Here is a 20,937-nt window from a genome sequence, read left to right on the forward strand (position 1 = left end):
TCGTTTTGCCGAGCACTTTGCAGTGCGCGCGGGCGCTGTAAATCATTCTGTGCGACGAGCGGTTAGCATCAGCGGCCCACCCTGGCAACGGTTCAGGCGTCCATAGCCTGGATTTACGCGTGTAAAAACACACGGCCTGTTGTTGCACTGGGGTCTTTCTGGTATAAAGCAGCGCTCTTTTCTAGGGGCCCGGTTCCTTCGCTAGTAGGTGTAGCCGGTAAGACCCTAAAGAAACGCGGCGCCTGGCGCCAAATGACTGAGAGATTAAGCGGCCAACCCATGCCGGGTTGGGCATGTGGTTTTAGAGGGCTGAGGCATGTCGAGAGTCTGTCAAGTTACCGGTAAGGGTCCGGTGACTGGGAATAACATTTCCCACGCAAACAACAAAACCCGTCGTCGTTTCCTGCCAAACCTGCAGCATCATCGCTTTTGGGTTGAAGAAGAGAAACGTTTTGTCCGTCTGCGCGTATCTGCCAAAGGCATGCGTGTTATCGACAAGCGTGGCATCACTGTCGTGCTGGCCGAACTGCGCCGCGACGGCAAAATCTAAGGAGCTAAATCATGCGTGAATTGATTCGAATGATCTCTAGCGCCGGTACTGGTCACTTCTACACTACCGACAAGAACAAGCGTACTACCCCGGACAAGCTCGAAAAGAAAATGTTCGACCCGCGCGTTCGCAAGCACGTGATCTACAAAGAAGGCAAAATCAAGTAATTGGTTTTCTTTCTTGTGAAAAAAAGCCCGTATCTCACGATGCGGGCTTTTTTTTGTGCCTGAAGAATTGATCAGGCCTTTTCTTCGAACACCACGTAGATTTTGCGGCACGGTTCCAGCACTTCCCAGGTGCCGCTGAAACCCGCCGGAATGACGAAGCGGTCACCGGCGCGCAAGGTCTTGGCGTTGCCATCGGCGTCGCGCAATACAGAGACGCCCTGCACGATCTCGCAGTATTCATGCTCGGTGTAGTTGACCTTCCACTGCCCGACTTCACCTTCCCAGACCCCGGCGCTCATCTGGCCGCATGGACTGTTGTAATGGTTGTAGACGGTTTGCTCAGGGTCACCCTTGAGGATTTTCTCCGCAGCCGGACGGTAGCGGTCAGGCTCGGTCCTGGCCTGGCTGAAGTCGACGATATTCTGGATGTTCATGGGCGTGTCCCGTCTGGCCTGCGGTTGGAGAGCTCAAAGTCTATGTTTATTAAAATGAACATCGCAAGGGCGTTTGCTGCCGTTATGTCAAATATATTGAAACATCCATCGCCGCTGGTTTAGGGTGGCAGCTGCCTTGAGCCGAACAGCTGGCTGGCCGGGCAAGCATTCTTCGAAGGTGCCTGGGTACATCGCCCGGCCCTTGTATTCAATAAGAGGAGGACACTCGCATGACCACCCTGACCCGTGCCGACTGGGAACAACGCGCCAAGGATCTGAAGATCGAAGGCCGCGCCTACATCAATGGCGAATACACCGCCGCGGTTTCCGGCGACACGTTCGAATGCCTCAGCCCGGTCGATGGCCGTCTGCTGGCCACCGTTGCCAGCTGTGACGTCGCCGACGCCCAGCGCGCTGTTGAAAACGCCCGCGCCACCTTCAATTCCGGTGCCTGGTCACGCCTGGCTCCGGCCAAGCGCAAAGCCACCATGATCCGTTTCGCCGGCTTGCTCAAGGCCAACGCCGAGGAGTTGGCACTGCTTGAAACCCTGGACATGGGCAAACCGATCAGTGACTCCCTGAACATCGACGTCCCGGGAGCGGCGCAAGCCCTGAGCTGGAGCGGTGAGGCCATCGACAAGATCTACGATGAAGTCGCTGCCACGCCCCACGACCAACTGGGCCTGGTGACCCGCGAGCCAGTGGGCGTTGTCGCGGCTATCGTGCCGTGGAACTTCCCGCTGATGATGGCCTGCTGGAAACTCGGGCCGGCGCTGTCCACCGGTAACTCGGTGATCCTCAAGCCGTCTGAAAAGTCGCCGCTGACCGCCATCCGCATCGCCGAGCTGGCGGTTGAAGCCGGTATCCCGAAAGGCGTGTTCAACGTGCTGCCGGGCTATGGACACACCGTGGGTAACGCCCTGGCGCTGCACATGGACGTCGACACCCTGGTGTTCACCGGTTCGACCAAGATCGCCAAGCAACTGCTGATTCGTTCCGGTGAGTCGAACATGAAGCGCGTCTGGCTGGAAGCTGGCGGCAAGAGCCCGAACATTGTGTTCGCCGATGCTCCGGATCTGCAAGCCGCTGCCGAATCCGCCGCCGGCGCCATCGCCTTCAACCAGGGCGAAGTGTGCACCGCCGGTTCGCGCCTGCTGGTGGAGCGTTCGATCAAGGATAAATTCCTGCCGCTGGTGATCGAGGCCCTCAAGGCCTGGAAGCCGGGCAACCCGCTGGACCCGGCCACCACGGTCGGCGCGCTGGTGGATACCCAGCAGATGAACACCGTGCTGTCGTACATCGAAGCCGGGCATGCCGATGGCGCCAAGCTGGTGGCCGGCGGCAAGCGCACGCTGCAGGAAAGCGGTGGCACCTATGTCGAGCCAACGATCTTCGACGGAGTGACCAACGCCATGAAGATCGCCCAGGAAGAAATCTTCGGGCCCGTACTGTCGGTGATTGCCTTCGACAGCGTGGAAGAAGCCATCGCGATCGCCAACGACACCCAATACGGTCTGGCCGCTGCGGTGTGGACGTCGAACATCTCCAAGGCACACCTGACCGCCAAGGCACTGCGTGCCGGTAGCGTGTGGGTCAACCAGTACGATGGCGGCGACATGACCGCACCGTTCGGTGGTTTCAAGCAGTCGGGTAACGGCCGCGACAAGTCGCTGCACGCGTTCGACAAGTACACCGAGCTGAAGGCGACCTGGATCAAGTTGTAAGTCATCCCGGCGACTCCCTGTAGGAGCGAGCTTGCTCGCGAAGGACTTGAACGATGACGCGGGCATTCTGGATGCGCGCGGTGCTCTCAAGTTTTTCGCGAGCAAGCTCGCTCCTACAGTTCGTTTGCGGCCCTGAAAAATAATGATCCACAGGAGCGTGGAAATGCGTTGGGCGACCTATTTCGCCGTGTTGGCGTCGGTCTTGAGCGTGGGCCTGGCCTTGGGCGTGAGCATGCCGCTGGTGTCCCTGCGCCTTGAAAGCTGGGGCTACGGCAGCTTCGCCATCGGCGTCATGGCGGCGATGCCGGCCTTCGGTGTGCTGCTGGGTGCCAAGGTCTCCAGCGGCCTGGCTTCGCGCCTGGGCACGGCGAACCTGATGCGCCTGTGCCTGTGGGCCGGGGCGATTTCCATCGGTTTGCTGGCGGTATTGCCCAGCTACCCGGTGTGGCTGGTGCTGCGGCTGATGATCGGGGTGATCCTGACCATCGTGTTTATCCTCGGCGAAAGCTGGATCAACCAACTGGTAATCGAGCACTGGCGTGGCCGTCTGGTGGCGCTGTATGGCTGCAGCTATGCGTTGAGCCAACTGTCAGGCCCGTTGCTGCTGGGCGCGCTGGGTACGGATAACGACATTGGCTTCTGGGTGGGCGTTGGTCTGCTGACGTTCTCGCCGATCCTCCTGCTGGGCCGTTCCGGTGCGCCGACTGCCGAGTCCTTCAGCGTGACCTTCGGCGACTTGCTGCGCTTCTGCCAGGGCTTGCCGGCGATTGCCTGGGCGGTGGCGTTATTCGCCGCGTTCGAGGCGATGATTCTTACGCTGTTGCCGGTGTACTGCCTGCAACAGGGCTTCACCGCCGAGATTGCCTTGGCAATGGTCAGCACCGTGGTGGTCGGTGATGCGTTGCTGCAACTGCCGATTGGTGCGCTGGCGGACTACCTGCCTCGGCGCACGCTGTTTCTCGGCTGCGCGCTGATGCTGCTGGCGACGAGCCTGGCGATTCCGCTGTTGCTCGATACGCTGATGATCTGGCCGGTGTGGGTGCTGTTTGGGGCCAGCGCCGGCGGGTTGTTCACCTTGTCGCTGATCTTGATTGGCGAGCGCTACCGTGACGACGCTTTGGTGCGTGCTAATGCGCATATCGCGCAGCTGTGGGGCATTGGCTGCCTGATCGGGCCACTGGTGGCCGGTGCCGGCAGCCAGTGGGTCAGCGGGCATGCGCTGCCGCTGCTGATGGCGGCGGGAGCGCTGGGATTGGTGATTCTGCTGCTTCGCCAAGGTGCATTCGGCGCGACACAGCCCGTGTAGGAGCAAGCTTGCTCGCGATGGTCGTCAACGATAACGTTTGCTGCCTGAAAGAACGCGGTGCTCTCGGGTTTTTCGCGAGCAAGCTTGCTCCTACAACATGCGCTCCAGGCCGACGCTGGTAGCGAACCAGGCATTGAACCGGCGCCACCAACTGCCGGGTTCACGGGTGAGGGTGTGCAGTTGGCCGTTGTCTTCGGTCACCCACACCACCTGGCCATCCTGCAGTTCCGCCTGATAGCTCAACGGGGGCGCCATGCCCTCCAGTGCCAGGTTGCGCACGTGTTCCGCCAGCTCGGGGCTGTCCACCAGTACCCCGACTTCGGTGTTCCACAGCACCGAGCGCGGGTCGAAGTTGAATGAGCCGATGAAGGATTTCTCCCGGTCAAAGATGATCGCCTTGCTGTGCAGGCTGGAATCCGAGCCATGGAAGCTGCCTTTGCGGAACAGATGAGGGCCGCTGCCGCCTCCGTCTCCCGGCTGGCGGCGCAATTCGTACAGCTTTACCCCGTGCTCCAGCAATGCCTTGCGATAGGGCGCATAACCACCGTGCACGGCCGGCACGTCGGTGGCTTCCAGGGAGTTGGTCAGCAGACTCACCGATACCCCGGCGTCCGCGCGCCCGGTCAGGTACACCAGCCCGGGCTGCCCGGGCACGAAGTAAGCCGAAATCATCATCAGCTCATGGCTGACACCTTCCAGCTCCGGCGCCAATTGGGTGGTCAGGAGCAGTCGCGGATCCGGATCGGCCTTGGCCAGTACCTTACTCGGCGCATCCCACAGCGCCTGGTTCCAGGCCCAGATCAGCTCGCGGCGCCAGATGTCCATGCGCGGCTGAGTCTTGTAAGTGCGCAGGCGGTTGTACAGCGCATGATTTTGCTGGCGCGATTCGGCGAGGGATTCCTCGAGGCGTATGCGGGCGCTGGCCAGGTCGCCTTTGGTGGCGCTGCTGACGAAGTCACCGATGGGTTTGCTCAGGGCGCTGTTCCAGTACTGATCGAAACTGTGGCCCAGTTGCTCGGCCACCGGCCCCACGCTGAGCATGTCGATATCGGTAAAGTTGAGGTTGGGTTCGGCGTCGAAATACTCATCCCCCAGGTTGCGCCCGCCGACGATGGCGATGCTGTTGTCCGCCAGCCACAGTTTGTTGTGCATGCGCCGATGTTGCAGCGACAGGTCGAACAGCCGCGCCATGGCCCGGGTCACGCCGGTGCTGCGGCCCAGGTGCAGCGGGTTGAACAGGCGAATCTGGATCTGCGGGTGGGCGGCGAGGGTGGCGATGATCTGGTCCAGGCCGTCGCTGGTGGTGTCGTCCAGCAGGATGCGCACGCGCACGCCACGGTCGGCAGCCTTGAGCAATTCATCCACCAGCATCCGCGTGCTGATGCCGTCGTGGACGATGTAGTACTGCAAGTCGAGGCTGGTCTGGGCGTTGCGGATCAGTTCGGCACGGGCCATGAAGGCTTCGCTGCTGTTGGGCAGCAGGCGGAATCCGGAGCGGCCTTTGTACGGTGCGGCCTGGGCCTGGATCGAGCGGCCAAAGGACGACTCGTTGGCCGGCAGCGCCTCGCTGGGCGTGCGTGGCGCGTTGATGGTGGCGCAGCCGCCCAGGGTCAGCATGCCCAGCAGGAAAAACGGTAATAGCCGTTGGGTCATCAATGACGTGGGTTCCGAATCAGGGCGGTTGTCGGCATATGACGGCTATTTCCCGAGAAAGGTCAGTCCGCGGCTTCGGCCAGCAACTTGATGGCCGTTGCGCCGACCTTGCGCACGGCCTCTTCAATCTGCGGCGTTGGTTTGGCAGCGTAGTTCATGCGCAGGCAATTCCTGTACTTGCCGGAGGCGGAAAAGATACTTCCCACAGCAATCTGTACACCTTCATCCAACAACACCCGGTTGAGCTTCAGGGTGTCGAAGCCTTCCGGTAATTCCACCCACAGCATGAAACTGCCCTGTGGACGGCTGGCGCGGGTGCCAGCCGGGAAGTAACGGCTGACCCAATCGAGCATCAGGTCGCGATTACGCTGGTATTGCGTACGCATCCGCCGCAAATGCGGTTCGAAATGACCATCTTTCAGGAATTCGGCAATCGCAATCTGCGGCTGGGTCGCGGTGGAGCCGGTGCTGATGTATTTCATGTGCAGCACGCGCTCCAGGTACCGACCGGGTGCTACCCAGCCGATCCGCAGGCCCGGCGCCAGGGTCTTCGAGAAGGAGCTGCACAGGACGACGCGGCCGTCTTCGTCGAAGGACTTGATGGTGCGTGGGCGCGGGTAGCTGTAGGCCAGTTCGCCATACACATCGTCTTCGATGATCGCCACGTCAAAGCGCTGGGCCAGGGTCAGCAGCGCGCGTTTGCGCGACTCCGGCATGATGTAGCCCAGCGGGTTATTGCAGTTGGGGGTCAGCTGTATGACTTTGATCGGCCACTGTTCCAGCGCCAGCTCCAGCGCATCCAGGCTGATACCGGTGAGCGGGTCGGTGGGGATTTCCAGGGCTTTCATGCCCAGGCCTTTGAGGGTCTGCATGGCGCCGTGGAAGCTTGGCGAGTCGACGGCAACGATGTCGCCCGGCTCGCAGATGGCGTGGATACTGGCGGACAGCGCTTCATGGCAACCGGTGGTGATCACCAGGTCCTGGGGCGTCAGTTGGCAGCCTGAATCGAGCATCAGGCGCGCGATCTGTTCGCGCAGCTCCAGGTTGCCGTGGATGGTGTCGTAATACAGTCCCGGCATGTCCTGGCGCCGACTGATCCGGGCGAGGCTGCGCAGCAGCGGTTTCATGGTCGGCGACAATACATCCGGCATGCCACGGCCCAACTGTATGGTGTCTTTGCGTGGCACCGCGCGGATCAGTTCCAGCACTTGGTCCCATTGGGAAATCTCCACCGGGCGCTGGGCCGGGCGGCCTACTGCCGGGAGTGCCGGTAAGTCGCGGCCTACCGGTACAAAGTAGCCGGATTTGGGTTTGGGCATCGCCAGGCCGTTGTCTTCCAGCATCCGGTAGGCCTGCTGTACGGTGCTCAGGCTCACCCCGTGCTCCACGCTCAAGGCCCGCACCGACGGCAATCGATCGCCCGGGCGATAAAAGCCCTGCTCGATTCGCGTGCCCAACAGTTCGGCGAGGTTGACGTATAGGGTCATGGCGATGCTTCCCGATTACCAGTACAGATAGGCTGAAAATACAGGATTCAGCCGCCTATAGGCAGTATCTGTATGGATTTAATACTGGGTTGTTGAATCTGTCATGGTTTTGCGCGCCGGCTCATCCTACGTACTCATGGCAATACGTAAATGAGGGGCAGGAAAATGAGCGGTTTGAGCGATGTGCGGTTGGCGTTACACAGTCAGGAACTGGAAGCCGGGCAGGAGCGGCGTATGGCGGCGCGTCACAAGGCCCCGGCACTCCGCTCCTGGGCGTTGTTCTGGCACCGCATGCACACGCGCAAGACCTTGCTGGAACTGACCCCGGAGCAACTGCGTGACGTGGGCCTGAGTGTCGAACAGGCGCGCCAGGAAGGCTTGAAACCCTTCTGGCGCGGTTGATTCAGACCAGTTCTTTCAACCGGTGCCAGAGCATTCCCAGGGCCAGCAGCGGCGAGCGCAAATGCTTGCCGCCCGGGAAGGTGATGTGCGGCACCTTGGCAAACAGATCAAAACGCCCGCTTTGCTGGCCGCTGATGGCTTCGCCCAGCAGTTTGCCCGCCAGGTGGGTGGCATTGAGGCCGTGACCCGCATAGGCCTGGGCGAAATACACGTTGGGTTGGTCGGCCAGCCGGCCAATCTGCGGCAGGCGGTTGGCGCCGATGCCGATCATGCCGCCCCATTGGTAGTCGATTTTTACGTTGGCCAACTGCGGGAACACCTGGAGCATCTTGGGGCGCATGTAGGCGCCAATGTCCTGTGGGTCGCGTCCGGAATAATGGCAGGCACCGCCGAACAGCAAGCGTCGGTCGGCGGACAAGCGGAAGTAGTCCACTGTCACTCGCTGATCACACACCGCCATGTTCTGCGGCAGCAGCTCGGCCGCCTGGGCTTCGCTTAACGGCTCGGTGGCGATGATGTAGCTGCCGGCGGGCAGCACCTTGCCGCTCAGGTGCGGGTTAAGGCCGTTCAAATAAGCATTGCAGCCCAGCACCAGGGTCTTGGCGCGCACGTTGCCCTGGGCGGTGTGAACGTTGACCTCCGGGCCGTAATCAATCCGCACCGCCTCGGAATGCTCGAACAACTGGACGCCCAACTGCTGTGCCGCTGCTGCCTCGCCGAGGGCCAAGTTCAGCGGGTGCAGGTGGCCGGAGCCCATGTCGATCATGCCGCCAACATAGCGGTTGGAGCCGATCACACTGCGCATCTCGCTCGCTTGCAGCAGGCGCACTTCATGGCGATAGCCAAGGCCTTGCAGCTCTTCGGCGTCGGCGGCCAGGTGTTCCAGGTCGCGGGGTTTGTTGGCCAGGTCGCAGTAACCCCAGGTCAGGTCGCAGGCGATCTGCGAACGATCGACCCGCTGGCGCACGATTTCCACGGCTTCCAGGCCCATCAGTTTCATCTGGCGCACGCCCTCGGCGCCGATGACGTTGGTGAACTGGTCGAGTCCATGGCCGACACCACGAATCAGCTGCCCGCCATTGCGCCCGCTGGCGCCCCAGGCAATCTTGCGGGCTTCCAGCAACACCACGCTGAAACCACGCTCAGCCAGTTCCAGGGCGGTGTTAAGCCCCGAAAAGCCGCCGCCAACCACGCACACATCGGCCACGATCTCACCTGTCAGCACTGGATAATCAGGCTGCGGGAAACTGCTGGCGGCGTAGTAGGAATTGGCGTGCCGGGCGCTGGCGGTCATGGGGAGCATCCCTGTTTGGAAAATTTGACGCAGGATACAGCGGTCGGGCGAAGCTGTCTCACCGGGGGCTTTTAGGGCAGAATCCACGCCTATTCGCCGTTCGGTCCCTGTGTCGATGAGTTGCAACAGTCAGAAAGTCAACGCGCTGCGCCGGCAGATTCCCTCGTTCGAGTGCGTCCCGGGTTGCCACGACTGCTGTGGGCCGGTAACCACGTCCACCGAGGAAATGTCGCGCCTGCCGCGCAAGACCGCTGCCGAGCAGGAAGCGGCGATGGACGAACTCAACTGCGTGCACCTCGGCCCCAACGGCTGCACGGTGTATGACGAACGCCCGCTGATTTGCCGCCTGTTCGGCACCACGCCGACCTTGCCATGCCCCAACGACCGCCGCCCGGTGGAGTTGATCCACCCACGGGTGGAAAAGCAGATTCACGCGTACATGGCGAGCACGCGGCAAGTGCTGGTCTAGCCCTCAGTCCGGGATCGGCAGGTTCAAACTCTCCTTCACCTCTTCCATCACGATATAGCTCTTGGATTCCCTTACGTGGGGCAGCTTGAGCAGGATATCGCCGAGCAATTTGCGGTAGGACGCCATCTCGGAGATGCGCGCCTTCACCAGGTAGTCGAAATCCCCTGACACCAGATGGCACTCCAGCACGTGGGGCAGTTTCAGCACGGCGCGTCGGAATTCTTCAAAGGTGTCGCCGGACTTGTAGTCGAGGCTGATCTCGACAAACACCAGCAGGCTGCCCTTCAAATGCTGCGGATTGAGCCGGGCGTTGTAGCCCATGATGATCCCTTCGCGCTCCAGGCGCCGGACACGCTCGGTGCACGGTGTGGTCGACAGGCCGACCTTTTCCCCCAGCTCAGTAAACGAAATTCGCCCGTCAGCCTGCAGGATGCGCAGGATGTTACGGTCGATCTTGTCCAGCTCCCGCTTGGTCTGAGTGTTGGTCCGCATAGGGGATGCTCCTCCGTGAAAAGGGTTTTTGCCGAGAATTGTCGCCAAATATAGGCAGTTATATAGTGAAATGCACTGGTGATTGCTTTTTATACTGCCCACATCTTTGTGCTGAACAACAAACGTCAGCGGTCAAGCCGTGATGAGGGAATAAAAATGCGCGTTCTGGTCTTGGGTAGCGGTGTCATTGGCGTGGCCAGTGCCTACTATTTGGCACGAGCTGGTTTTGAAGTGGTCGTGGTCGACCGTCAGCCGGCTGTGGCCATGGAGACCAGTTTCGCCAACGCCGGGCAGATCTCGCCGGGCTACGCCTCGCCATGGGCTGCACCAGGTGTGCCGCTCAAGGCCATCAAATGGCTGCTGGAGCGCCACGCACCCCTCGCGATCAAGGCCACCGCCGATATTGATCAGTACCTGTGGATGGCGCAGATGCTGCGCAACTGTACCGCCAGCCGCTATGCGGTGAACAAGGAGCGCATGGTGCGCCTGTCTGAGTACAGCCGCGACTGCATCGATGAGCTGCGCGCCGAGACGGGCATTGCCTACGAAGGCCGCACCTTGGGGACCACGCAGTTGTTCCGTACCCAGGCCCAGCTGGACGGTGCCGCCAAGGACATCGCCGTGTTGAAAGAGTCTGGTGTGCCTTACGAGCTGCTGGACCGCGCCGGCATTGCCCGGGTCGAGCCGGCCCTGGCCAGCGTTACGGATATCCTCGCCGGTGCCCTGCGCCTGCCGAACGACCAGACCGGCGACTGCCAGATGTTTACCACCCGCCTTGCCGACATGTGCAAGCAGCTGGGAGTCGAATTCCGCTTCGAGCAAGATATCCAGCGCCTGGACTACGCCGGTGACCGGATCAACGGCGTATGGATCGACGGCAAGCTGGAAACCGCCGATCGCTACGTGCTGGCCCTCGGCAGCTACTCGCCGAAACTGCTCAAGCCACTGGGGATCAAGGCGCCGGTGTACCCGCTCAAGGGTTACTCGATGACCGTGCCGATCACCAACGCGGCGATGGCCCCGACTTCGACCATTCTCGACGAGACCTACAAGGTCGCGATCACCCGTTTCGACAACCGCATTCGCGTTGGTGGCATGGCTGAGATAGCCGGTTTTGACCTGTCGCTGAACCCTCGCCGGCGGGAAACCCTGGAGATGATCGTCAACGACCTTTATCCTCAGGGCGGTGATTTGAGCCAGGCCAGTTTCTGGACCGGCCTGCGCCCGACCACGCCAGACGGCACGCCGATTGTCGGTGCTACTCCGTTCAAAAACCTGTTCCTGAACACCGGTCACGGCACCCTCGGCTGGACCATGGCCTGTGGCTCTGGTCGTTTGCTGGCCGATTTGATGGCGAAGAAAACCCCGCAAATCAGTGCCGAAGGCCTCGATATTTCCCGTTATGGCAACCACCAGGAGTCCGCAAAACATGTCAATCCAGCGCCAGCTCACCAATGAGCGCATGAGCCAGATCGTTGTTCACAGCGGTACCGTGTATCTGGCAGGGCAGGTCGGCGACGACATGAGTGCCGGGATTGAACAGCAGACCCGCGAAACCCTCGTCAATATCGAGCGTTTGCTGGACCTGGCCGGTACCGACAAGACCAAGCTGCTGTCGGTGACCATCTACCTGAAAGACATCGACGCTGATTTCGCCGGGATGAACGCGGTATGGGACAAGTGGCTGCCAAAAGGCGTCGCGCCGGCCCGTGCCACGGTTGAAGCGAAACTCTGCGAACCGGAAATCCTGGTGGAGCTGTCGGTTGTGGCCGCTCTGCCTTAAGCAAAACTCCTCTCCCGGTGCCCGCGCAGTCAGTGGGTGCCGGTTTTTTCTTCTCACTGCCGCCTAGAAGCCCGCCGCCATGCGTCCTGCCCGTGCCCTGATCGACCTCCAAGCCCTGCGCCTCAACTACCAACTGGCCCGTGAAGTCACGGGTGGGGCCAAGGCCCTCGCCGTGATCAAGGCCGATGCCTACGGCCACGGTGCCGTGCGCGTTGCCCAGGCGCTGGAAGCCGAGGCGGACGGCTTTGCCGTGGCCTGCATCGAGGAAGCGCTGGAACTGCGGGCTGCCGGAATTCGCGGGCCGGTGCTGTTGCTCGAAGGTTTTTTCGAAGCCGACGAACTGCCGCTGATCATCGAGCATGATTTCTGGTGCGTGGTGCATTCGCTGTGGCAACTGGACGCGATCGAGCAGGCGCAGCTCAGCAAGCCGCTGACCGTCTGGCTCAAGCTTGATTCGGGCATGCACCGTGTCGGCTTGCACCCCAAGGATTATCACGACGCTTACCAGCGGCTGCTGGCCAGCGGCAAAGTCGCGAAGATCGTGCTGATGAGCCACTTCGCCCGTGCCGATGAGCTGGACAGCACCAGCAGCGAAGAGCAAGTAGCGGTGTTTGAAGCAGCGCGCCAGGGCTTGTCGGCTCAGGTCAGCCTGCGCAACTCGCCGTCGGTGCTGGGCTGGCCGAACGTTTCCAGTGACTGGGTGCGCCCGGGCATCATGCTCTACGGCGCCACGCCATTTGGCGAAGACCAGGCCATCGCCGCGCGTTTGCAGCCGGTGATGACCCTCGAATCGAAAGTCATCTGCGTACGTGAACTGCCGGCCGGTGAGCCGGTGGGTTACGGCGCCAGGTTCATCACGCCGAAACCGATGCGCGTCGGCGTGGTTGCCATGGGTTATGCCGACGGATACCCGCGCCACGCCCCCACCGGGACCCCGGTGCTGGTGGCCGGCCAGCGCAGTCAGTTGCTGGGCCGCGTGTCGATGGACATGCTGTGTATTGACCTGACCGACGTGCCCCAGGCCGAGCTTGGTTCCACCGTCGAATTGTGGGGCAAAAATATCCTCGCCAGTGACGTTGCCACCGCCGCCGACACCATTCCCTACCAGATCTTCTGCAACCTGCGCCGGGTGCCACGGCTCTATTCCGGCGCTTGAGCGGCACCCACGAATGGCAGATCCCGGGATTTAGGCCAAAGTGTTGTAAATACTGAACGCTGTCGCCATGATAACGCTCAATTACAACAACGCCTGAATCCTAGGAGGCTCCTGCATTGGACGTCGGCGAACGACTGCAATCCATCCGTAAACTGAAAGGTCTTTCCCAGCGTGAGCTAGCCAAGCGCGCGGGCGTCACCAACAGCACCATTTCGATGATCGAAAAAAACAGTGTCAGCCCCTCCATCAGCTCCTTGCGCAAGGTGCTGGGCGGCATTCCCATGTCGATGGTGGAGTTCTTTTCCGAGGAGATCCTCCAGGAAAAACCGACCCAGATCGTCTATAAAGCCAATGAGCTGATCGATATCTCCGACGGCGCCGTCACCATGAAACTGGTGGGCCGCGCGCACCCGAGCCGGGCGATTGCGTTCCTCAACGAGATCTACCCGCCCGGTGCTGATACCGGCGAAGAGATGCTCACCCATGAGGGCGAGGAAACCGGGATTCTGGTGGAAGGCCGCCTGGAGCTGGTAGTCGGCCTTGAAACTTTTGTGCTCGAAGCCGGCGATAGCTACTACTTTGAAAGCACCAAGCCGCACCGTTTTCGTAATCCGTTCGAAGTGCCGGCGCGACTAATCAGCGCAGCCACACCCGCGAACTTTTAAGAAAAGAGGCGTCCTGCCTATGTCGCAGAGACTCCCGTAGCAGCATTCCGCCCTGCTGAATCTCCCCTTGGTTAATAGGGTTGTTTCGGCGGGGCGGGCTAACCGTTATACTTTCGCCGCCTGCGAAACCGTGGCCGCAGGCGTGAATAGCCACCATTGAGGGTGAACGCGTGAACCTAATTATGAAAATGCTGGCTGCACCAGCAACCGTACTGGCCCTATGGGCTGTCAGCGCTCAAGCTGCGACCAATGATGAAATTGCCAAACGCCTGGAGCCTGTCGGCCAGGTGTGCGTCCAGGGCCAAGAGTGCAAGGGGATGGAAGTAGCAGTGGCTGCGGGCGGCGGCGGTGGCGCGAAATCGCCGGATGACGTAATCGCCAAGCACTGCAACGCTTGCCACGGTACCGGCCTGTTGGGCGCTCCGAAAATTGGCGACACCGCCGCCTGGAAAGACCGCGCTGATCACCAGGGTGGCCTCGACGGCCTGCTGGCGAAGGCCATCACCGGCCTGAACGCCATGCCGCCAAAAGGCACCTGTGCCGACTGCTCGGATGACGAGCTTAAAGGTGCGATCGAGAAGATGTCGGGTCTTAAATAAACCGATCTTCGCCAAAAAAGCCGCTGACCAGCGGCTTTTTTGTGCCTGAAATTTGCCTTTTGAGGCTGTTCTTTGCAGCAAAGACCCGGCAAGCTCGGTCCAACCCCAATTCATGGAATGTTCGGGAGAAGTCGGATGGTGCAGTTGTGTTCAATTGAGCAAGCGGTCGACGACGTACTGGCACGGCTGCCGGCGCATATTCACATGGGCATGCCCTTGGGCCTGGGCAAACCCAACCTGTTCGTCAACGCGCTGTACCGGCGTATCGCCAAGCTGCCGGACCGGGCGCTGACCCTCTACACCGCCCTGGCCCTGGGTCGGCCCACCTTGGGCGATGGTTTGCAGAAGCGCTTCCTCGAACCCTTTATCGAACGGGTCTTCGGTGACTATCCCGAGCTGGATTTCCTCGCCGCCCTGCACAAGGACAATCTGCCGGCCAACATTCATGTGCAGCAGTTTTTCATGCAGCCCGGCAGTTTATTGCACAGCGCCTCGGCCCAGCAGGATTACGTCAGCAGCAACTACAGCCACGCCGCCCGCGACATCAATGCCGCCGGCCTGAACCTCGTCGCGCAACTGGTAGCCAGCAGCGCCGAACACCCGGACCGCCTGAGCCTGAGCTGCAACCCCGACATCACCCTCGACCTGTTGCCGATGATCGCCAAGCGCCGCGAGGCCGGCGAGACCATTCTGGTGGTGGGCCAGGTTCACAGCGATTTGCCATACATGCCCGGCGACGCTGAACTGGGCATGGATGAATTCGACTTCCTGATCGACGAGAAGGACAGCACCACGCTGTTCTCCACCCCGAACATGCCAGTGGGCTTCCAAGACCACTTCATCGGTTTGCACGCCAGCACCCTGGTGCGCGACGGTGGCACCTTGCAGATCGGCATCGGCTCCATGGGCGACGCGCTGACCGCCGCCTTGTTGGCGCGTCAGGCGGACAATGAGGCGTATCGCCTGTTGCTCACCGACCTGGATGTGTACCAATGGGCGCCGCTGATCAGCCATGAAGGCGGCGTCGCACCCTTCGCCCGTGGCCTGTACGGTTGCAGCGAAATGTTCGTCAACGGCCTGCTGGTGTTGGCCGACGCCGGGATTGTGCGGCGCAAGGTGTACCCGGACGTGGCGACCCAGGAGCGGGCCAACGCCGGCACCCTGGACGAAGCGGCGCAGACCGACGGCATTTCGGTGCACGGCGGCTTCTTCCTCGGCCCGCAAAGTTTCTACGAGCGCCTGCGGGATTTGCCCCAGAGCAAGCGCCTGGAATTCAACATGACCCGCATCAGCTACATCAACGAGCTGTACGGCCAAGAAGAACTCAAGCGCTTGCAGCGCCTGGATGCGCGGTTTATCAACAGCGCGTTTACCGTGACCCTGTTGGGCGCGGGCGTGGCCGACCAGTTGGAAGACGGCCGGGTGCTCAGCGGTGTCGGCGGGCAATACAACTTCGTCGCCCAAGGCCATGCGCTGGAAGGCGCGCGCTCGATTCTGATCCTGCGCAGCTGGCGCGAATCGGGGGGTGATGTCAGCTCCAATATCGTCTGGGAATACGGCCACTGCACGATTCCCCGGCACCTGCGGGACATCGTCATCACCGAATACGGGATCGCGGATTTGCGTGGGCAGACTGATGCCAAGGTGATTGAGCGGCTGCTGAATATCACCGACTCACGATTCCAGGAAGACTTGATCGAACAGGCGCAGAAGGCTGGGAAGTTGCCGAAAAATTTCCAGCTGGATCCGCGGTTTGCCGACAACACGCCGGAGCGTTTGCAGGCGATTCAGGCGCGGCATCCCCGGTTGTTCCCGGAGTATCCGTTGGGCTGTGACTTCACCGATGAAGAGCGGGATTTGCTGCGGGCGTTGAACTGGCTCAAGAGCAAATTCAAGCTGACGGAGATTCTGGAATTGGGCAAGGCGGCGCTGGATGCACCGGAGCCGGAGGCGTTTCCCGAGCATTTGGTGCGGATGCGGTTGGATAAGCCGGAGGGGTTGAAAGAGGACTTGTATCAGCGCCTGCTGCTGGCAGGGCTTCGGGCGACGTCACTGTAGGAGCAAGCTTGCTCGCGAAAAACGTCCAGACAACGCGTTCATCCAGAATGCCAGCGTTATCGTTAACGTTCTTCGCGAGCAAGCTCGCTCCTACAGTATGTGGGTGTCGGTTACTCGATGAAGGTAACTACACCACCCGCCAACGACTGCACCCGCGCCAGCGACTCAACCCGATAACCCTGCGCATCCAGCTCCGCACGGCCACCCTGGAACGACTTCTCGATCACAATCCCCAAACCCGCAACGGTCGCGCCGGCCTGTTTGATGATCGAAATCAGTGCTTGGGACGCCTTACCGTTGGCCAGGAAGTCATCGATGATCAGCACGCGGTCGCTGCTGGTCAGGTGGCGCGGGGAAATCGCCACGGTGCTTTCGGTTTTCTTGGTGAAGGAATACACCGTTGCCGACAGCAGGTTCTCAGTCAGGGTCAGGGACTGTTGCTTGCGCGCGAAAATCACCGGTACGCCGAGGTTCAGGCCGGTCATGATCGCCGGCGCAATGCCCGAGGCTTCGATGGTGACGATCTTGGTAATGCCCGAATCCTTGAACAACGCAGCGAATTCGTCACCGATCAGTTTCATCAGCGCCGGGTCGATCTGGTGGTTCAGAAAGGCGTCGACCTTGAGTACCTGATCGGAAAGCACGATGCCTTCTTCGCGAATTTTCTTGTGCAGTGCTTCCACGAAAGCTTCCTCTGTTGGCGCAACACGCGCCGAAAGTAGATTAAAAAGTAGTCGATTCTAGCGCTTTAACATCGCGCGTATATCCGCCAGTGCGGTATTGCCGCGAACGGCTTTGACTTCGGTTGGTGTGTCGTCGTTGCCTTCCCACGCCAGGTCATCCGGCGGCAGCTCGTCGAGGAACCGGCTGGGGGCACAATCGATGATCTCGCCGTACTGCTTGCGTTTCGCGGCAAAGGTGAAGGCCAGGGTCTGACGCGCGCGGGTAATGCCCACGTAGGCCAGGCGCCGTTCTTCTTCGATGGTGTCGGCTTCGATACTGGAGCGGTGCGGGAGGATTTCCTCTTCCATGCCCATGATGAACACGTAGGGGAATTCCAGGCCCTTGGACGCATGCAAGGTCATCATCTGCACGCCTTCGGCGCCGTCTTCCTCTTCCTGCTGGCGTTCAAGCATGTCCCGCAGGACCAGCTTGCCGATGGCGTCCTCGACGGTCATCTCGCCTTCTTCATCCTTCTCCAGGGTGTTTTTCAACGCCTCGATCAGGAACCACACGTTGCCCATGCGGTAATCGGCGGCCTTGTCGCTGGAGCTGTTGGTGCGCAACCAGTTCTCGTAGTCGATGTCCATGACCATGCTGCGCAGGGCACTGATCGGGTCTTCGCCGGAACATTGCTCGCGCACCTTGTCCATGAAACGCTTGAAGCGCGCCAAGCGATCGGTGAAGCGGGTGTCCAGGTGTTCGCCCAGGCCGATTTCGTCGGTGGCGGCGTACATCGAGATCTTGCGTTCGGTGGCGTAGTTGCCGAGCTTTTCCAGGGTGGTCGAACCGATTTCCCGGCGTGGGACGTTAATCACCCGCAGGAAGGCGTTGTCGTCGTCCGGGTTCACGATCAGCCGGAAGTAGGCCATCAGGTCTTTCACTTCCTGGCGTCCGAAAAAGCTGTTGCCGCCCGACAGACGATAAGGAATCTGGTGGTGCTGCAGCTTCAACTCGATCAGCTTGGCCTGGTAGTTGCCGCGGTACAGGATCGCAAAGTCGCTGTAGGGCCGGTCGGTACGCAGGTGCAGGGTGAGCAGTTCGACGGCCACGCGTTCGGCTTCGGCGTCTTCGTTGCGGCAGCGGATCACGCGGATCTCGTCGCCGTGGCCCATCTCGCTCCACAGTTGTTTTTCAAACTCGTGGGGGTTGTTGGAGATCAGTACGTTGGCGCAACGCAGGATGCGGCTGGTGGAGCGGTAGTTCTGCTCCAGCATCACCACTTTCAGGGACGGGTAGTCGTCCTTGAGCAGCATCAGGTTTTCCGGGCGGGCGCCGCGCCAGGCGTAGATCGACTGGTCGTCGTCGCCCACCACGGTGAACTGGTTGCGCGTGCCGATCAGCAGCTTCACCAGCAGGTACTGGCTGGCGTTGGTGTCCTGGTATTCGTCCACCAGCAGGTAGCGGACCTTGTTCTGCCACTTTTCGAGGATGTCGGCGTGTTCCTGGAACAGCTTCACCGGCAGCAGGATAAGGTCGTCGAAGTCCACCGCGTTGAACGCCTTGAGCGTGCGCTGATAGTGGGTGTAGACGATGGCGGCGGTCTGTTCCTTGGGGTTACGCGCATTTTCGAGGGCTTCGGCGGGCAGGATCAGGTCGTTTTTCCACGAGCCGATCATGTTCTTGATCTCGTCGACGCCGTCGTCGCCCGCGTATTCCTTTTGCATGATGTCGGTCATCAGCGCCTTGACGTCAGTCTCGTCAAAGATCGAGAAGCCCGGCTTGTAGCCCAACCGCACATGCTCCTTGCGGATGATGTTCAGCCCCAGGTTGTGGAAGGTACACACAGTGAGGCCACGGCCTTCGCCACCCTTGAGCAGGGTGCCGACGCGCTCTTTCATTTCCCGCGCCGCCTTGTTGGTAAAGGTCATGGCGACGATGTACTGGGCGCGGATGCCGCAGCTCTGGATCAGGTGCGCGATCTTGCGGGTGATCACGCTGGTCTTGCCGGAACCGGCACCGGCGAGCACCAATAGAGGGCCGCCGACGTAGTTCACGGCTTCTTGCTGCCGGGGATTGAGTCGGGACATACAGAATTCAGGGAGTCATTGATCAAAAGGGCTGGCATTTTAACAGGCTGGCAAGATTCTGCTGCCTCTGAACGACAGTGTGACGTACCACTCGATCTAAATTTGCCGGTTTTGTTACTTTGCCGCAGGATGTATAGGGTATTTAGGACTATTGTTCGGTCTAGAGCCGCGCAGTGCGTATTTGATAACCCATATCATTGGTCATTATCTGGCCGCACGTCATAATGCCCGCCGCCAACGAAATTTTGCAGAGTCTAGGGAGCTAGCTTGTCTACGCCTGTCGAACCCTTGCGTTTGCTGCTACTGGCCGATGAGCCAGCGTGGGCAGCGTTATTGCGCGAGTGCCTGGCGCCGATGGGCGACGGAGCTGTGCTGATCAGCGCGCCAAACTGGGAGTCTGTGAGCAATCTGTTCGACGACGATCACAGTGCGGTGTTGTTGACCACGGCCAGCCTTCAGCCCGGCCCCGGTCGTTGCAGCTTGCCAACGGTATTGCTGTTGGAAGAGGAACCTCTGGTTTCGCCCCTCGGCGTCAGCGACTGGCTGATCCTGAATGCATTGGATGTCGATACATTGCGCCGTTGCCTGCGGCATGTGCGCGAGCGCGGTGTGCTGGAAAACACCCTGCAACGCCTGGCCGAGCAGGACCCGCTGACCGGTATCGCCAACCGCCAGGGTTTCCAGACCCTGCTGACCGCCCGCCTGGCGGAAAACGAAGGCCGTGGCGTCGCCCTCGGTCACCTCGACCTGGACAACTTCCGCCACGCCAACGACGCCCTCGGCCACCAGGCCGGCGACCGGCTGATCCTGCAAGTGGTCTCGCGGCTCAAGAGCCAGCTGGAGGCCGGTGATCAACTGGCGCGCCTGGGCAGCGATGAATTCGCCCTGCTGATCGACACCCGCCGTGCGCCCCAGCGCGCCGAATGGATGGCTGAACGCATCATCGAAGCCATGGCCGAACCGTATTGGGTCGATGGCGAAAGCCTGCTGATCGGTTGCAGCCTCGGCGTGGCACATGCCCGGGCCCGGGCCGGCGCCGACCCGCTGATGTGGCACGCCCATATCGCCATGCAGCAAGCCAAGAGCACCCAGGGCTGCACCTTTCATATCTTCAACGAACGCATCAACCGCAACGCCCGCAGTCTCGCCGACCTGGAAAGCGAACTTCGCCGGGCGTTGCGCCGTGACGAGCTGGAACTGCATTACCAGCCGCGGCTGGACCTCGACGACGGGCATATCGTCGGCCTTGAAGCGTTGGTGCGCTGGCGCCACGGTGAGCGCGGGCTGTTGCCGCCGAGCGAGTTCGTGCCCCTGGCCGAGCAGAGCGGCTTGATCGTGCCGCTGGGCTACTGGGTGATTTCCCGGGCCCTGCGCGACATGCAGGACCTGCGCGAACGCGGGATTGCGCCGTTGCACATGGCCGTCAACCTGTCGTTCCGCCAGTTCCAGGACAGCCAATTGCTCAGCACCCTCAGCCGGCTGATTGCCGAGCGTGGCGTGGAAGCCCAGTGGCTGGAATTTGAATTGACGGAAACTGCGGTGATGCGCCGCAGCGACCTGGTCAAGCAGACCATGGACGCCCTTGGCCGCCTGGGCGTGCGCTTTTCCCTGGATGACTTCGGTACCGGCTTTTCGTCGTTCGTGCACCTCAACAGCCTGCCGATTGCCTTGCTGAAGATCGACAAGAGCTTCGTCGGCGGCATGGAAGAGCGCGAAGAGAACCGCAAGCTGGTCCACGCGATGATCAACCTGGCCCACAACCTGAATCTGGAAGTGGTGGCCGAGGGCGTGGAAACCGCAGAGCAACTGGCGTTGCTGCGGTTGTTCGGCTGCGATCAGGCCCAGGGTTACCTGATCAGCAAACCGTTGCCGCTGTCGGAACTGGTGGACTACCTGACGTTTGGTGACAGCCAGGAGTTGGTGGGCGGCGTGATCTAATATTGTGAAC

20 protein-coding genes and 1 pseudogene are annotated in these 20,937 nt (G+C 61.0%); 14 read left to right on the forward strand and 7 right to left on the reverse strand.

Annotation, left to right across the window (positions count from 1 at the left end):
* Nucleotides 1-316 precede the first annotated feature (316 nt).
* Complete coding sequence (gene rpmB / locus SNL23_RS05660) at nt 317-550, forward strand: 50S ribosomal protein L28 (protein ID WP_003213263.1); 234 nt, start codon at nt 317-319, stop codon at nt 548-550.
* An 11-nt stretch (nt 551-561) separates the two neighbouring features.
* On the forward strand, nt 562-717 hold the full coding sequence (gene rpmG / locus SNL23_RS05665) for a 50S ribosomal protein L33 (protein ID WP_003176906.1): 156 nt from the start codon (nt 562-564) through the stop codon (nt 715-717).
* A 71-nt stretch (nt 718-788) separates the two neighbouring features.
* Here the strand turns inward: rpmG and SNL23_RS05670 are convergent, their stop codons facing one another.
* On the reverse strand, nt 789-1,151 hold the full coding sequence (locus tag SNL23_RS05670) for a cupin domain-containing protein (protein WP_003213261.1): 363 nt from the start codon (nt 1,149-1,151) through the stop codon (nt 789-791).
* A 230-nt stretch (nt 1,152-1,381) separates the two neighbouring features.
* Between SNL23_RS05670 and SNL23_RS05675 the strand changes: the two genes are divergently transcribed.
* The 3 genes and pseudogenes from SNL23_RS05675 to SNL23_RS05685 all read left to right on the forward strand — a co-directional run bounded on the left by SNL23_RS05675 (nt 1,382) and on the right by SNL23_RS05685 (nt 4,181).
* The gene (locus SNL23_RS05675; RefSeq protein WP_017476698.1) at nt 1,382-2,875 is read left to right on the forward strand and encodes an aldehyde dehydrogenase; all 1,494 of its coding nucleotides are present in this window, start codon (nt 1,382-1,384) and stop codon (nt 2,873-2,875) included.
* 31 nt (nt 2,876-2,906) lie between these two features.
* Nucleotides 2,907-2,996: pseudogene (locus SNL23_RS05680) on the forward strand (outer membrane lipoprotein carrier protein LolA); the annotation flags it as partial.
* A gap of 42 nt (nt 2,997-3,038) precedes the next feature.
* A complete protein-coding gene (locus tag SNL23_RS05685; RefSeq protein ID WP_318301815.1) occupies nt 3,039-4,181 on the forward strand; it encodes an MFS transporter in 1,143 nt (380 codons plus the stop codon).
* A 90-nt stretch (nt 4,182-4,271) separates the two neighbouring features.
* Here SNL23_RS05685 and SNL23_RS05690 read toward each other — a convergent pair whose 3' ends face one another.
* Nucleotides 4,272-5,834, reverse strand: coding sequence for a phospholipase D family protein (locus SNL23_RS05690; RefSeq protein WP_318301816.1), 1,563 nt, complete (start codon nt 5,832-5,834; stop codon nt 4,272-4,274).
* Nucleotides 5,835-5,896: 62 nt separating this feature from the next.
* Entirely contained in the window at nt 5,897-7,321 is a 1,425-nt protein-coding gene (locus SNL23_RS05695; RefSeq protein WP_258342817.1) for an aminotransferase-like domain-containing protein, read from the reverse strand.
* A 165-nt stretch (nt 7,322-7,486) separates the two neighbouring features.
* Here SNL23_RS05695 and SNL23_RS05700 point away from each other — a divergent pair, with 165 nt between their 5' ends.
* On the forward strand, nt 7,487-7,723 hold the full coding sequence (locus SNL23_RS05700) for a DUF1127 domain-containing protein (RefSeq protein WP_167664001.1): 237 nt from the start codon (nt 7,487-7,489) through the stop codon (nt 7,721-7,723).
* A gap of 1 nt (nt 7,724) precedes the next feature.
* On the opposite strand, the gene SNL23_RS05705 is transcribed toward SNL23_RS05700, so the two are convergent.
* Nucleotides 7,725-9,017, reverse strand: coding sequence for an NAD(P)/FAD-dependent oxidoreductase (locus SNL23_RS05705; protein ID WP_076013142.1), 1,293 nt, complete (start codon nt 9,015-9,017; stop codon nt 7,725-7,727).
* Nucleotides 9,018-9,132: 115 nt separating this feature from the next.
* On the opposite strand from SNL23_RS05705, the gene SNL23_RS05710 reads away from it, so the two are divergent.
* Nucleotides 9,133-9,486, forward strand: a complete 354-nt coding sequence (locus tag SNL23_RS05710; RefSeq protein ID WP_008439419.1) for a YkgJ family cysteine cluster protein — start codon at nt 9,133-9,135, stop codon at nt 9,484-9,486.
* 3 nt (nt 9,487-9,489) lie between these two features.
* Here the strand turns inward: SNL23_RS05710 and SNL23_RS05715 are convergent, their stop codons facing one another.
* Nucleotides 9,490-9,978 (reverse strand): Lrp/AsnC ligand binding domain-containing protein, encoded by a 489-nt coding sequence (locus SNL23_RS05715; RefSeq protein ID WP_003206849.1) that lies wholly within the window; start codon nt 9,976-9,978, stop codon nt 9,490-9,492.
* Nucleotides 9,979-10,134: 156 nt separating this feature from the next.
* Here SNL23_RS05715 and dadA point away from each other — a divergent pair, with 156 nt between their 5' ends.
* From dadA to SNL23_RS05745, 6 genes are all read left to right on the forward strand, one after another.
* On the forward strand, nt 10,135-11,436 hold the full coding sequence (gene dadA, locus SNL23_RS05720; protein WP_063033857.1) for a D-amino acid dehydrogenase: 1,302 nt from the start codon (nt 10,135-10,137) through the stop codon (nt 11,434-11,436).
* A complete protein-coding gene (locus SNL23_RS05725; RefSeq protein WP_003208752.1) occupies nt 11,408-11,761 on the forward strand; it encodes a RidA family protein in 354 nt (117 codons plus the stop codon). Before dadA ends, SNL23_RS05725 begins: the two co-directional genes overlap by 29 nt.
* Nucleotides 11,762-11,840: 79 nt before the next feature.
* The gene (gene alr / locus SNL23_RS05730; protein WP_318301817.1) at nt 11,841-12,917 is read left to right on the forward strand and encodes an alanine racemase; all 1,077 of its coding nucleotides are present in this window, start codon (nt 11,841-11,843) and stop codon (nt 12,915-12,917) included.
* A gap of 116 nt (nt 12,918-13,033) precedes the next feature.
* Nucleotides 13,034-13,582: a cupin domain-containing protein gene (locus SNL23_RS05735; protein WP_003208755.1), complete on the forward strand. Its 549-nt coding sequence runs from the start codon at nt 13,034-13,036 to the stop codon at nt 13,580-13,582.
* 182 nt (nt 13,583-13,764) lie between these two features.
* Complete coding sequence (locus SNL23_RS05740) at nt 13,765-14,181, forward strand: c-type cytochrome (RefSeq protein ID WP_076013140.1); 417 nt, start codon at nt 13,765-13,767, stop codon at nt 14,179-14,181.
* A 135-nt stretch (nt 14,182-14,316) separates the two neighbouring features.
* Nucleotides 14,317-16,239, forward strand: coding sequence for an acetyl-CoA hydrolase/transferase C-terminal domain-containing protein (locus SNL23_RS05745; protein WP_318301818.1), 1,923 nt, complete (start codon nt 14,317-14,319; stop codon nt 16,237-16,239).
* A 110-nt stretch (nt 16,240-16,349) separates the two neighbouring features.
* Here SNL23_RS05745 and SNL23_RS05750 read toward each other — a convergent pair whose 3' ends face one another.
* The gene (locus SNL23_RS05750; protein WP_008439415.1) at nt 16,350-16,922 is read right to left on the reverse strand and encodes a xanthine phosphoribosyltransferase; all 573 of its coding nucleotides are present in this window, start codon (nt 16,920-16,922) and stop codon (nt 16,350-16,352) included.
* Nucleotides 16,923-16,979: 57 nt separating this feature from the next.
* Nucleotides 16,980-18,989 carry a DNA helicase Rep gene (rep, locus tag SNL23_RS05755; protein ID WP_076013138.1) on the reverse strand — a complete coding sequence of 670 codons (2,010 nt, stop codon included), beginning with the start codon at nt 18,987-18,989 and terminating at the stop codon, nt 16,980-16,982.
* 267 nt (nt 18,990-19,256) lie between these two features.
* On the opposite strand from rep, the gene SNL23_RS05760 reads away from it, so the two are divergent.
* Complete coding sequence (locus SNL23_RS05760) at nt 19,257-20,927, forward strand: putative bifunctional diguanylate cyclase/phosphodiesterase (protein WP_076013137.1); 1,671 nt, start codon at nt 19,257-19,259, stop codon at nt 20,925-20,927.
* Nucleotides 20,928-20,937: the final 10 nt, after the last annotated feature.

The sequence above is a fragment of the Pseudomonas sp. SED1 genome (assembly GCF_034044025.1).
GTDB lineage: Bacteria > Pseudomonadota > Gammaproteobacteria > Pseudomonadales > Pseudomonadaceae > Aquipseudomonas.